This is a genomic window from Candidatus Thermoplasmatota archaeon, from assembly GCA_018814355.1.
Classification (GTDB): domain Archaea; phylum Thermoplasmatota; class Thermoplasmata; order UBA10834; family UBA10834; genus COMBO-56-21.
In genome coordinates this window covers 1-11,472 of record JAHIZT010000040.1, presented here as the reverse complement: position 1 = coordinate 11,472, position 11,472 = coordinate 1, and the positions used below count along the sequence as shown (strand labels likewise).

16 protein-coding genes are annotated in these 11,472 nt (G+C 56.5%); 3 read left to right on the top strand and 13 right to left on the bottom strand.

Going from position 1 to position 11,472, the window contains the following annotated elements; translation table 11 throughout:
* The coding region (locus tag KJ653_02615) for an ABC transporter ATP-binding protein (protein MBU0684729.1) at positions 1-431 on the top strand (431 nt) is incomplete at its 5' end.
* Between the two features lie 5 nt (positions 432-436).
* On the opposite strand, the gene KJ653_02610 is transcribed toward KJ653_02615, so the two are convergent.
* The 9 genes from KJ653_02610 to KJ653_02570 form a co-directional block, all read right to left on the bottom strand.
* Positions 437-631 (bottom strand): 30S ribosomal protein S27ae, encoded by a 195-nt coding sequence (locus tag KJ653_02610; protein ID MBU0684728.1) that lies wholly within the window; start codon positions 629-631, stop codon positions 437-439.
* A 17-nt stretch (positions 632-648) separates the two neighbouring features.
* Positions 649-1,068: a 30S ribosomal protein S24e gene (gene rps24e / locus KJ653_02605; protein ID MBU0684727.1), complete on the bottom strand. Its 420-nt coding sequence runs from the start codon at positions 1,066-1,068 to the stop codon at positions 649-651.
* A gap of 4 nt (positions 1,069-1,072) precedes the next feature.
* The gene (locus KJ653_02600) at positions 1,073-1,621 is read right to left on the bottom strand and encodes a DUF359 domain-containing protein (GenBank protein MBU0684726.1); all 549 of its coding nucleotides are present in this window, start codon (positions 1,619-1,621) and stop codon (positions 1,073-1,075) included.
* Positions 1,587-1,772, bottom strand: coding sequence for a DNA-directed RNA polymerase, subunit E'' (locus KJ653_02595; GenBank protein MBU0684725.1), 186 nt, complete (start codon positions 1,770-1,772; stop codon positions 1,587-1,589). Before KJ653_02595 ends, KJ653_02600 begins: the two co-directional genes overlap by 35 nt.
* Positions 1,769-2,338, bottom strand: a complete 570-nt coding sequence (locus KJ653_02590; GenBank protein ID MBU0684724.1) for a DNA-directed RNA polymerase — start codon at positions 2,336-2,338, stop codon at positions 1,769-1,771. The genes KJ653_02595 and KJ653_02590 overlap by 4 nt, the downstream gene beginning before the upstream one ends.
* Positions 2,339-2,426: 88 nt before the next feature.
* On the bottom strand, positions 2,427-4,595 hold the full coding sequence (locus KJ653_02585) for a sodium-translocating pyrophosphatase (protein ID MBU0684723.1): 2,169 nt from the start codon (positions 4,593-4,595) through the stop codon (positions 2,427-2,429).
* 182 nt (positions 4,596-4,777) lie between these two features.
* On the bottom strand, positions 4,778-4,999 hold the full coding sequence (locus KJ653_02580; GenBank protein MBU0684722.1) for an Lrp/AsnC ligand binding domain-containing protein: 222 nt from the start codon (positions 4,997-4,999) through the stop codon (positions 4,778-4,780).
* 10 nt (positions 5,000-5,009) lie between these two features.
* Complete coding sequence (locus KJ653_02575; protein MBU0684721.1) at positions 5,010-5,243, bottom strand: hypothetical protein; 234 nt, start codon at positions 5,241-5,243, stop codon at positions 5,010-5,012.
* Positions 5,244-5,317: 74 nt separating this feature from the next.
* Complete coding sequence (locus KJ653_02570; protein ID MBU0684720.1) at positions 5,318-6,238, bottom strand: DUF2156 domain-containing protein; 921 nt, start codon at positions 6,236-6,238, stop codon at positions 5,318-5,320.
* Positions 6,239-6,365: 127 nt separating this feature from the next.
* On the opposite strand from KJ653_02570, the gene KJ653_02565 reads away from it, so the two are divergent.
* Positions 6,366-7,079, top strand: a complete 714-nt coding sequence (locus KJ653_02565) for a hypothetical protein (protein ID MBU0684719.1) — start codon at positions 6,366-6,368, stop codon at positions 7,077-7,079.
* Positions 7,080-7,095: 16 nt separating this feature from the next.
* Here the strand turns inward: KJ653_02565 and KJ653_02560 are convergent, their stop codons facing one another.
* The 4 genes from KJ653_02560 to KJ653_02545 form a co-directional block, all read right to left on the bottom strand.
* A complete protein-coding gene (locus tag KJ653_02560) occupies positions 7,096-7,470 on the bottom strand; it encodes a winged helix-turn-helix domain-containing protein (protein MBU0684718.1) in 375 nt (124 codons plus the stop codon).
* A gap of 12 nt (positions 7,471-7,482) precedes the next feature.
* Complete coding sequence (locus KJ653_02555; GenBank protein ID MBU0684717.1) at positions 7,483-8,436, bottom strand: zinc ribbon domain-containing protein; 954 nt, start codon at positions 8,434-8,436, stop codon at positions 7,483-7,485.
* A gap of 144 nt (positions 8,437-8,580) precedes the next feature.
* Positions 8,581-9,267 (bottom strand): KaiA-binding protein, encoded by a 687-nt coding sequence (locus KJ653_02550; GenBank protein MBU0684716.1) that lies wholly within the window; start codon positions 9,265-9,267, stop codon positions 8,581-8,583.
* Between the two features lie 2 nt (positions 9,268-9,269).
* Complete coding sequence (locus KJ653_02545) at positions 9,270-10,001, bottom strand: hypothetical protein (protein ID MBU0684715.1); 732 nt, start codon at positions 9,999-10,001, stop codon at positions 9,270-9,272.
* A gap of 250 nt (positions 10,002-10,251) precedes the next feature.
* Here KJ653_02545 and KJ653_02540 point away from each other — a divergent pair, with 250 nt between their 5' ends.
* Positions 10,252-11,109: a phosphoserine phosphatase gene (locus KJ653_02540; GenBank protein ID MBU0684714.1), complete on the top strand. Its 858-nt coding sequence runs from the start codon at positions 10,252-10,254 to the stop codon at positions 11,107-11,109.
* Positions 11,110-11,472: the final 363 nt, after the last annotated feature.

Below are 11,472 nucleotides of genomic sequence, written 5' to 3'. Positions count from 1 at the left end.
CTACCTCGGCCCTCGACGTCTCCGTCCAGGCACAGGTCCTCAACCTTCTCAAGAAGCTTCAGGGCAAGTTCGGGCTCACCTACCTCTTCATATCGCACGACCTCTCGGTCGTCGCTCACATGAGCGACCGGATAGCGGTCATGTACCTGGGCATGGTGATCGAGCTAGCTCCGACGAACGAGTTCCTCAACAACGCCCAGCATCCGTACACCCAGGCGCTCATTGCGTCCATCCCCATCCCGGACCCCAAGCTGAGGAAGGACCGGAAGGGCATCGAGGGCGAGGTGCCGAGCCCGATCAATCCGCCGAGGGGGTGCAGGTTCAACCCCAGATGTCAGTACGTTGAGAAGCTTTGCCGCGAGAAGGAACCTCCGCTAGTGGACATAGGGAATGGGCACCTGGTGGCATGCCACAGAATCGCGCCAGGATGATTCGGCTACTTCTTCTTGAACTCGGTGTACCCGCACCTGCCGCACGAAACCCTGTTGGGGTGCTCGGCCATGAACACGCCCGGCCCGCACTTTGGACAGTGCTTCCTGGTCCTGACGAGCTTCCCGGCTTCGAGCTTGAAGTAGTCCTTCTTGGCTATCCTCGGGGTCTTGACCTTTGGTGCCTTCTCCTTGTCAGCCATGTGTCTTCACCTCAGAATCACGCCTTCTTCTCCGCGGGCTTCTCCGGTGCCTTCTCTGACTTCTCCTTTGCGGGGGCAGCGGGAGCCGCCGGGGCGGCCTCCGCCCTCAGCTTCGCGGGAGCCTGCGCGGCTGCCTTCTTCTCGACCTTGGCCTTCTCCTTGAGCTTGTTCCTGATCAGGACATACTCGCGCTCGAATTTCATTGCCGACTCCTTGGTCTTGTAGACCTTGGCGTAGCCGACCGTCTCCATCTTGCCGAACTCGGAATCCATCGAGTCCACGATGACCCTCTCCTTGGCGGCCTTCAGCATCGACGCGAGCTTCTCCCTGACGGCCTCCCTCTGGGGTGTGCCCTCCTTCGGGTGGGACGCCTTGAAAGTGACCTCTGTCCTGTCCAGCAGTTCGTTCTCCTTCTTCGAGACAATCTCGATCTCCATCGCTTCACCTTGCCATTCGTTTTATCGCGCCTGTCGCCATGGCCCGAGTCTCCGCATCGACGCGGACGACCATAAGGCCCTTCTTCGGTAGGCCATATATGACTTGCACTCCTTCTGGCGCAGTCGCGATAGCGACCAGCGCCGCGAGGTCCTCTTCGCCAGAGACCTCGATCTTGATCCTCTCCTTCCCGTTCACGGCGTCCCTGACCGCCTTCCAAAGAGCACGCGTGATCCTTCCGGGCGGGTTCTCGACCTTGACGAGCTTCCCGCCCATCTTCCCGATGCGCTCCTTGGCCTTATAGTCTTCAGAGCGCTGGGTCTTGTAGTCGAATACTGCGACGTCCGGCTCCAACTTCATCTGAAGGAGAGTGATGGTGACGACATCCCCGACCGACACGATCCTGGGGCTGCCTTCAATGTGTTTTCTGAGGGCCCAAGCGGACACCAGCTTTCCAATGGGCCTCGCGAGCTCCTCCCTCAGGTTCTCCGGTAGCTCGAGGTCCTTCTGAGGGAACGATTCATCGAACTCTGAGGGCGAACTTGCCGTTGACATGTATGCCTATTCTCCTCGCGATCTCGCTCTTCGTGTGGTCGAGGATCACGACATATCCCTGCCATTCCTTTGAGGAATCGCCTCCGCAGAGCGGGCACTTATCCTCCTCAGTAATAAAGCTGCACTTCTTGCAGGCTCTCTCGATCTTCATCTCTTATCCTTCTCCTCCCGCTTCTTGCGATCTTCCTCGAGCCACTCGAGCTTGCCGAGGCCTGGCTGGCGCATCGTAAGGCCTATCTTGCTCTCCCTCGGGCTCCGCTCGTTGATGCTGAGGGAGACTATCCTGGCGCGGACGCTGTCTCCGAGCCTGAGCTCGCGTTTTGTGTCCTTGCCCACGAGCCTACGACCCTCGACATCGACATCTATCCTGTCGTCCATGATCTGGCTGATGTGGAGCAGGCCGTCCAACGGGCCGAACCTAACGAAGGCGCCGAACTTGAGTACCTCGCATATGGAGCCCTCGACGACCTCGTGCAGCATCGGCCTGAACATCAAGGCGTCGAACTTGACCTTCTGGTATACGGCCCCGTCACCGTGGATGATCCTCCCGCCGCCTTGGGGCTCGATGTCCTTCACGAGGACTGTGAAGCTCCCATCCCCCTCGACCTTGTTCTGGAAGGACTCCTGGGTGAGCCTGATTGACAGTTCCTGGAAGTCCTCACCCAGCAGGTTCGGGGGTATCCGGACAACGTCCTCTTTCGATGCTATCACGTACATCTAGACAGTCCTCTAATGGAATGACTCGCGGGCCTCTCGATGCCCGTGGTCATATATATGGTTTGCCGATGAGTCAGCGTCCTCATATCTAGACGAACAGACCGACGAATACGAGCGTCACCGTCGCCAGCAACTTTACGAGCACGTGTATCGACGGCCCTGCGGTGTCCTTCAGCGGGTCACCGACAGTATCGCCAACGACCGCAGCTGCATGCGCCGGAGATTTCTTGCCGCCGAAGTTCCCTGACTCAATGTACTTCTTGCCGTTGTCCCATGCGCCGCCACCGTTGTTGAACATGTTCGCGACCATTATGCCGGTTATCGTGCCGATCATTAGCAGCGCGCCAACAGCCTGTGGAGCGTTGTAACCGGCCATGTTCATGACTATGCCGAAAGTGACGGGAACAAGCACAGGAAGCAGCGCAGGAAGCACCATCGCTTTCAGAGCACCTTTCGTGGCAATGTCGACGCACTTCGCGTAATCTGGCTTCGAGGTCCTCTCCATGATGCCCGGGTCTGCCTTGAACTGTCTCCTGACCTCGTTGATCATCTCGTGAGCCGCCTTTCCGACAGCCCTGATCGCGAGTGATGCGAACAAGAAGACGAGCATCGCGCCGAGAAGGCCGCCGACGAACACATCTGGTTGCGCGATATCCACCTTGAACGATTCCGACAACACCTGACCAGTCTTGGCCGAGACCCTCTCGAAGTAAGCGCCAAACAGCAGGAACGCGGCCAGGGCGGCACTGCCCATCGCATATCCCTTGGTCAAGGCCTTGGTTGTGTTGCCGCAAGCGTCCAACTTGTCAGTTCTGCGTCTGATCTCCTCAGGCTGGTTCGACATTTCGATGATGCCACCAGCGTTGTCAGTTATCGGGCCGAATGTGTCGGTCGCCAGGATGAATGCGCAGGTTGCGAGCATTCCCATCGTAGCTACGGCCGTGCCGTAGAATCCGAAGATCAGCATGTCAGTGCTCGAAAGGTCAACGACGACGCCGTTGACAATTGAGCCGTCGATTTCGTTGCCCGCCATCTGGCCCAAGCCAAATGATCCGAGCAACGCGAATATTATCGCAAGAACAGGCAGAGCCGTGGTCTCCATCGCAACTGACAGCCCGGTTATGATGTTGGTCGCGGGTCCTGTCGTGGATGCCTCGGCGATCTCGCGCACTGGTCTCCAGCTGCCCGATGTGTAGTATTGAGTGATGTACACTATGACTATGCTGAGCACAATGCCGATCAAGCCCGCTCCGAAGAAGTACAGGTACTGGTCGCCCAGCATGTACTTGGTTGCGACATAGAAGAAGATGGCTGCCAAGACACACGTGATGTAGTAGCCCATGTTTATGCCTGACATCGGGTCCTTGTCCTCATGCCTCAAGCGCACCGCGAGCACGCCCACAAGCGATGCGAATATCCCGAATGACCTTGCTACGAGCGGGAAGAATATCCAGACAAGAGCCTCGCTCTCCGACCAGTTGAATGGATCTCCCGTGAACAGCTTGTACAGTGTCAGGCCGATGACCATCGCCCCGATGTTCTCAGCGGCGGTTGATTCGAACAAATCCGCGCCTCTGCCCGCGCAGTCTCCGACGTTGTCACCAACGAGGTCGGCGATGACGGCCGGGTTCCTCGGGTCGTCCTCTGGAATCCCTGCCTCGATCTTGCCGACGAGATCCGCGCCGACATCAGCGGCCTTCGTGAAGATACCTCCTCCCAGTTGTGCGAACAAGGCAGCGAAGCTCGCGCCGAAGGCGAATCCGATTGCGGAGTCAAGCGACTCCGATATCGTGAAACTCATGCCACTGTGGAAAACGAAGAAAATGCCAGCAACGCCAATTAGGCTGAGCGACACGACGCCCATGCCAGAGACTGCGCCACCTCTGAACGAAGTGACCAGCGCCTCGTTGAGCGTCCGCCTTGCAGCTGCGGCCGTCCGGATGTTCGACCTGACGCTTACGTACATGCCGATGTACCCGGATACTGCGGATGCCAGCGCCCCGACAAGGAACGATAGACCGACCCATGGTTTCGGGTCGATCAAAACGGCAATCAGACCGCTCAGCAGGAGGCTTATCACGAGTATCGTCGTGTACTGTCTCTTCATGAAAGCCATGGCGCCCTGCCTGATGGCGTCCCCGATCTCCTGCATCTCTGGAGTCCCGAGGTCCTTTTTGAAAACATACCAGGTCAAATAGCCTGCGAATGCTAGCCCGACTGCGCCTGCAATCGGTATAACTAGGGTGATGTCTACCATCCTACTCTCTCCAATTCTCTGACTTGGGCGCCAGATTATGGTTCAGATATAAATGTTTAACCAACATTGAAATGGCTCGATGCACTCAATTGAGCGTGGAGCCGGAGGGGCCAGCTACGTTTCCCGTCGAGCAACCAGATTAGTACAGAATAATGAGAGCGCAAAAGGGTTTGACCGTTCGTCTATCTCTCGATCAGGGTCTCTACGTACCTGACGAAGCCGAGCTTCTGGATCCTGTCGGCAATCTGCCCGACCTTCTCCAGCGCTGGCACATCGATGAACGCGATATAGTCGTAGTGACCAAAGACGAGGTAGCCGTCCACGACGCCCGGGATCTTGTTGATCTTCATTGCGTCCTCGAACGTCTGTTGCTCAAGCATAACCAAAACTACTGCCTTCACCATGTTGAACACCTCACATCTCCGGGTACCCGACCATGGTCTCTACTATCTCCACTCCCTCGGCTTTGTAGATGGTCATGCCTATCTCGGCGATCTTCTTGAGGTCCAAATCCTCGGTCCTGACAGCGACATCCCATCTCCCGTGCACCGGGAAAGCGTCCTTCACTCCAGGCTGCTTCTTGGCGAGGTCGACGACCTTCTTCGTCTTGAGCAGCTTGCAGCATACCAGCAAACACGACTTTACCATGGAATTCCCTTCCTTCGCGAGACGGAACGAGCTTGCCACATATATAGTCTTCTCACCGACTGGAGAGCCACAAATCATCGGAACGGGAGCATGTATTTCTCGACGAAATGATACGGGTGATAGCCCTCCTTCGCCCGCCGCAGACCCGGTTCTCCGACATCCTGCTCTCTGTTCACGAACTCGAAATCCCTGAGCGCGTGCTCGCAGAATTGCTGGTTGATGACCTGATAGAGCCCGCGTATGGCGGGGTTGGCCTTCTCGAAATGCACCACGGCTGTGTTCGAGTTCAACCTCTCGCCTATCGTGAGCGCCTGGACATTGTCGCGGAGGAGGATGACTCCTCCGAAGAACCCGATCTCGTCCAGGTTGGCGACGGCCTCTCTCAGGGCGCCGTCCTCTGCAGCAGAGAGCTTGCCGAGGGTACAGTGTTTAAGATCACACCAAGTCTCTTCGAGCTCCAAGCAATCCTTCTGGCGCGCCGTCGTCATGGATTCGTAGACCAACTCGAACTCGGAAGTGGCCTTCTTCATCTCCTTCCTTTGAGTGTGGTACTTCGGACCCTCCAGCACGATGAGGTCATTCGTGCGGTAGACATAGTCCCATTCGTCCCTTAGGGGAATGGGCGACAGACCCGCTTCCTTCAATTGGGAGGCCAAGGGGTCCACTATCCCAAATATCCCGTTGAACGTGAGTTGTGCCCCGGACCCTAGCTCTGACAGAGCTCCGATGAGCTTTGCCGGCTCCCCTCCCACGGGTGTGAGGAGAATGCTCCCGAACTTCTCCCGCCTCCAGGAGATGATCAGGTGGCCATCAAGCTGCGAAATCCTCGACCTGTCCTCGTAGTTCCTCCACACGTAGACGGATCCGAAGGTCCTCTCCGAGATCTCGGAGGGGTACTCTGCAAACAACTTCTCGATTACTGGCCGGTCAGCAAGGGTGATCTTTCGCGATTCGGGAAACTGCGGGATCCCTTCCAAGAACATCTCCAAATCCATGCCGCCCCTTATAAGCCCGACTCGGTAGATAACCCTCCTTGCGACCGACATCCGCTTGGATTTCATGCTGCCGGGAACAAAAGCCTTATCATCACAGACACAAATCTTGCGGTGTAGGTGAGAAATCATGGGTGCTCAGGAGGACGCCGCCAAGAAGAAGGAATTCCAGAAAAGGACGGACGAGGACATCGACTCGTTCCTTGCGAGAGCGGAGTTCCAGAAGACGACACCGCAGGTCTCAGAAAAGACGCCCCAGGTCACCGTTGAACCCAAGCCTGCTCAGGCGCAGGCCAAGACCGCCGCACCCGAACAGCCGCACGAGACCACGGAAGAAGAGCACGAAGACCAGATCAAGTCTGCCAGGACCAGCAGGGCTGAGCGAGAGGCATACCAAGACGTGGCCGTCCTCAGGAAGAAGGCGCACGCATTCGGGCACAAAGGAGCGAAGTTCTATCACAAGCACAAGGCTAACGAGGCAAAAGCCCAGAAGTGCTCCGCCAGGGCGGTGGCCTACAGAGAGAAAGCCGCGGAGAAGAAGGAGAAAGCCAGGGATTTCAAGGACCGTACGAAGGAATACGAATCGGAGCTGAGCGGGGCGGCTCAGGGGAAATCCGACCTCAGCCCCGAATCTCTCAGGACAAGGATCGCCAACATGGAACGCAAGGTGGCCAAGCAGGATGAACTCTCAAGGAAGATGGAGTCCAAGGCCGCCGCGCAAGGTGCCAAGGCGGCCAAGTTCAGGACTCGGGCCGCAAAGTTCCTTGAGCAGAACAAGCTGTTCGAAAGCGAGTCGAGGCGGTACGCGAAGCGCGCCGACAACCTTGAGAAGGCCAGCGTCTGAGACCACAGATACTTTTTCAAGCCTGGGGGTCGTTTCTGTTCGACCAGTGGAGCATCGACGGAGGCTCATCTGACAGGACTACTTCGTCGGATGACCTTCGACCGTTCGTGCTTATGAGGACCTTCAGCCGCCCGTCTTTGAGCATCACCTCAGCCGTATCCACGGAGGACCTATAGGTTGCGACCAGCTTCCCGCCAATCGACACTGCCCTGCCCTCCTCTTTGAGGATGCCTGCGTCCCTAAGCGCTCTTATCCGTCTGTAGCATGCGGCGATCGGGATCCCGAGCATGCCGCTCAGGTCGACTGCGTTCAGGGCCTTCGGCTGCGTGAGCTCGATGATCTGGGAGGAGTATTCATCGAGCAGAAGGCGGAACATCTCAAAGGCATCCATCGACAAATCACCTCAAATCCTCGATAGGCTCTTCCAGTCCTGTTCGAACCCGGGCTTGTTTATGCAGTCAAGCTGCACGGTGAGCTGCTCGAACCCTAGCGTCTTGGCCAGGCGCTGGAGGTAGTTCAATTCCCCTGTCTCGACATCGAGATGCATGAAGACCACGTTGTCGTTGTGTATCACTGGATCGACCTTGGCTGACGGGTCCCTCGGATCCCCGCCCTGGACGATCTCGCTGCATGCTGGGCATTTCCCTTTTGTGAGCGTGACATGCTCCCCGCAGAGCGGGCAGTCCATCTCGTCCTCTTTCACCTCGTCGAACTTCATGTCCGTGAACAAGCTCACGAGGCCCGTATCTGAGGATTCCAATGCGGTGCCGCATATCGGACATCTATCCGTATCGAACTGGATTTCAGTTCCACAGTGGCTGCATTCAAGCATGAAATCGGGATTCCTGTTGTCGTTCTCGAGGTAGCTTACGGTCCCTGTCTCCAAGTTGAAGTGAATGCAGGGAGCGCCCTCCTTCTCGACGACCTCGCCATCCTCCGACTCATCTCCTATGTCCATCTCCGCCGATTCGAGCTCCTTGAGCGCCTCGTCTGAGATCTCGAGGTACCTGGAGTTGCACTTGGGGCACCTGTCTGCGCCGAGGGAGAGTGGCGCACCGCATTGGAGGCAATTGAAGCCGTCAGGCTCGGTCCTAGGACCCTCCTGGTCACTGGGTGCTATGCCGTCGATCACCTTCTCGGTGATCTCGATGTCTCTCTCAGTGATGGCCGGCCCGCTCATGGTCTCAGAGGCGTGTTTGACCGACTTCGGCCTGTGCTTCAAGACACGGTGCAGATGCTTCATCTCTTCCTTCACCGTGACGTATTCCACCTCATCCGTCTTCGGCTTGAACAGGTTGAACAGCGATGCTCCTTTGTTGGAATTTGCCCTGTTCTTCTTCGAGCCCGGTGCTGCCATCTGTACGATCCTTCTGAGTACGACTATCGGTTCGTACTCGTGGAGACTATTGAACCTGACTACTTATACTGCTGTCGACACAATAATCAGCCATGATAACCTGGAAAACACTCGCCAGCATCAGCCGAATCATCCCGGCTCGCTCTAGAAACGGGCCTTCAGGACTATCACTCCGTCCTTGCGGGTGATGTCCACCGACTGCTTCCCGGTCAAGTGGTTCGTGCCCCTCATCTTGAGGACCTCGATGTACTTCCTGCGGGCGTCCCCTTCGTCCGAGAGCATAAGGAGTATCACTCCATCGACGGCGTAGGACAGTTCAGCTGGATACATCTCCCCTGGGCGGACCTCTCCCGTCAGCAATGTGGTCGCTTGCCAGTTCTTCAGCCTGGTCGTTAGATCGAATGAGAAGATCCTGTAGTCGTCCTTCATCATGTTCCCGACCACGGTGATGGGGTCGATGACGATCCTCTGGGGCATGACCTCGGCCACCTTCTGGTCGATGTAGTCCAGGAGCTGCTCGCCCGTACATTTCCTGAGAAGGTTTCCGAGGTCGCAGTATATGACCTCCTTGCCGTAGAACTCAGGCTTCACGAAATCGAACTGCGCGGCGTATCTCAGCATCCACTGGGCTGGCTCGCTCAAAGTGCTGAAGAAGAGGCCCTGCTCTCCCTTCTCCGCTCCTGAGAACAGGTACTTCTGTGCGAACGTGGTTTTGCCAGAGCCCGCACTGCCAGCGACCAGTATCACGGATGGGAATGGAAATCCTCCCTCAATCATCTCGTCGAGACCTGGAATTCCGCTCTCAATCCTGGGAAACGCTTGCCGTGCCATTTTCACATCACTTCCTTGTTTCTGGGGATCCCCTTGTCAACACCAATCGAGCCCACGCTCGTCTGGGGGGATGACTGCTGAGATTCCGGCTCTAGCACCCCGGACACGCTGACGCTCTCTATGGTCATGTCAGAACCGAGGTGGATGGCTTTCTTCGAGAGTGCCGCTATGAACTGGAACAGATCGGGATGCTGATTCCTGTCCATGACAAAGACGGTCTGGATACCATTCGGGCAGGTCTTGCCGATGATATCCAGATACTTCTGGAGAAATCTCTTGACGCTCTCCATCGTGTTGTATGTCAGAAGCGTGGAGACATTGTCGATGACAACGAACTCTACCTTGCCCATGTCCAAGATGAATCTCGATCCTCCATTCCCGTGGCCGTACAGGAAATCTGGCAGAGTCTCGATCTGGAACGGGCCATTCTGGAACTCGGGGGCCGCCGCACCTCCCTTCGTGTCGGACGCATGGCTGGAAATCATGTCTATGAAGACAAGGTTCGTCTGGTCCAGGGCGTGCAGCTGCATCAGGTGGGATAAATACTGGTGTGGCCTGTCGATGGTAATCATCAGGCCCTTCCGTTTCTTCTCCTCCAGAAACACCTTGAGAAGGACGAGATTGACGCGGACCAGATTGGTGAATTTCGCATTGAAAAGGTATGTAGATGTCGCACCCTCGGATTCGAGAACCGTGCTTACCGAGTGCACAAGCTGCAAGTCTTTCTCGTTCACCAATCGCACCGCTCAGTGGTTGTCCATCATGCTATGTGAAGCATATAATCAAGTTGCTCGGATTATCAAACTAGATAACGGGTTTCAATGCCTAACCTAATCATCACATCAGTGCCACGAAATCCGTTCTCGCTCGGGCCAGACGTGCTCGTCGCCAGCATCGAAAGGAATATAAACCGGACCTAGTATTGTCCTCATCGCGTCCAGACTTCATGTGTTCTGAGGGCGTTGATGTTGTATGACTGAGCTGATTGGGGACCTCGAAGACAAGCGCGGACGGCACAATGCCGACGCTGAGAGGCACAAACGGCTCCGGGACGAGCTGAACGACAAGACCAAGGAGTGGGCCGAGAAGCGAGACGAGCTCAACTACAAGGTCAGAGGCCTCATCGAAGAAGCAAACACAAGGCGTGAGAGCAGGGACAAGCTCAATTCCGAGGTCAGGGAGGCCAAGGCGCTGAGGGATGAGTGGAACAGGAAGTTCAACGATCTCAGTGACAATGCCATGGCGCTCAGGCGGGAGAAGATGCCCAAGAGCGGCCTATCCATCAGGAAGTTCAAGGCCGAGCTCAGGGCCCTCGAGAAGAAGCACATGACATCTGTTCTGAGCGCCGACAAGGAGAAGGCGCTCATGAAGGAGATGTCGCAGCTCGATGCCAAGATCAAGGGGATGGAGAGGGAGATCGAGCAGTTCTCGGAGGTGAAGACCGCTGAGAAGGAGACCAGAGAGGCAAAGGACAACGCCGAGAACTTCCACAAGAAGGTCTCAGAGCTGGCGGAGAAGGCCCAGGTGGAGCATGACGCGATGCTCAAGCTCTACGAGGAGGCCGACGAGCTGAGGAGGGAAGCAGACGCCGCCCAGGAGAAGTTCATAGAGAGCAAGCTTGCCGCGGACGAGGAGCACAGGGAGCACATTGAGCAAATAAGGCAGGTCCACGACTTCGATAAGCTCATCGCTGGTATCAGGGACAAAGGCCGCAAGGCCCGGAAGGATAAGGACGATACTTCGGCCAAGAAGGAGGCCGATGAGATCTTCGAGAAGTTCCGTAGCGGTGAAAAGCTGAGCACGGAGGACATCATGGTCCTGCAGAAGTCGGGATACATGTGATTTGCACAGGCTGCAGAGGAAACGCAGGGGTGCGCCAGTATCGAAAACGTCGCCTTTTTTATTGGATGCTGGACGTGCTCGCCATCTGCTAGCTGTGATAACAATACATATTTAACCGGCGATTCGACAGATTCATATAGTGCAGCGCCAATATATCATTCGGGAAATTTTGGGCTAGTTGTTAGAGTGCATCCCATCCCTTCTGACAAGGCTAGCCCTTCCCTTCCCTTTTTTTGTTACGATGAGAGCATCTGCAGGTTCTGTTGCATCATCGGGTGATGACCCTCAGGTCACCTCTCCGATGCAACTCGTTCCATTCGGCTCCGACCGTGCGGCCATCGCTGGCTCGTATAGGATCATCAT

Excerpts from the sequence above, each read along its gene's own strand:
- KJ653_02610 (MBU0684728.1), bottom strand. The coding sequence starts at position 631 with ATGGCTGACAAGGAGAAGGCACCAAAGGTCAAGACCCCGAGGATAGCC.
- KJ653_02590 (MBU0684724.1), bottom strand. The coding sequence starts at position 2,338 with ATGTACGTGATAGCATCGAAAGAGGACGTTGTCCGGATACCCCCGAAC.
- KJ653_02555 (MBU0684717.1), bottom strand. The coding sequence starts at position 8,436 with ATGGCAGCACCGGGCTCGAAGAAGAACAGGGCAAATTCCAACAAAGGA.
- KJ653_02560 (MBU0684718.1), bottom strand. The coding sequence starts at position 7,470 with ATGGATGCCTTTGAGATGTTCCGCCTTCTGCTCGATGAATACTCCTCC.
- KJ653_02575 (MBU0684721.1), bottom strand. The coding sequence starts at position 5,243 with ATGGTAAAGTCGTGTTTGCTGGTATGCTGCAAGCTGCTCAAGACGAAG.
- KJ653_02595 (MBU0684725.1), bottom strand. The coding sequence starts at position 1,772 with ATGAAGATCGAGAGAGCCTGCAAGAAGTGCAGCTTTATTACTGAGGAG.
- rps24e (MBU0684727.1), bottom strand. The coding sequence starts at position 1,068 with ATGGAGATCGAGATTGTCTCGAAGAAGGAGAACGAACTGCTGGACAGG.
- KJ653_02580 (MBU0684722.1), bottom strand. The coding sequence starts at position 4,999 with ATGGTGAAGGCAGTAGTTTTGGTTATGCTTGAGCAACAGACGTTCGAG.
- KJ653_02565 (MBU0684719.1), top strand. The coding sequence starts at position 6,366 with ATGGGTGCTCAGGAGGACGCCGCCAAGAAGAAGGAATTCCAGAAAAGG.
- KJ653_02585 (MBU0684723.1), bottom strand. The coding sequence starts at position 4,595 with ATGGTAGACATCACCCTAGTTATACCGATTGCAGGCGCAGTCGGGCTA.
- KJ653_02550 (MBU0684716.1), bottom strand. The coding sequence starts at position 9,267 with ATGGCACGGCAAGCGTTTCCCAGGATTGAGAGCGGAATTCCAGGTCTC.
- KJ653_02570 (MBU0684720.1), bottom strand. The coding sequence starts at position 6,238 with ATGGATTTGGAGATGTTCTTGGAAGGGATCCCGCAGTTTCCCGAATCG.
- KJ653_02600 (MBU0684726.1), bottom strand. The coding sequence starts at position 1,621 with ATGTCAACGGCAAGTTCGCCCTCAGAGTTCGATGAATCGTTCCCTCAG.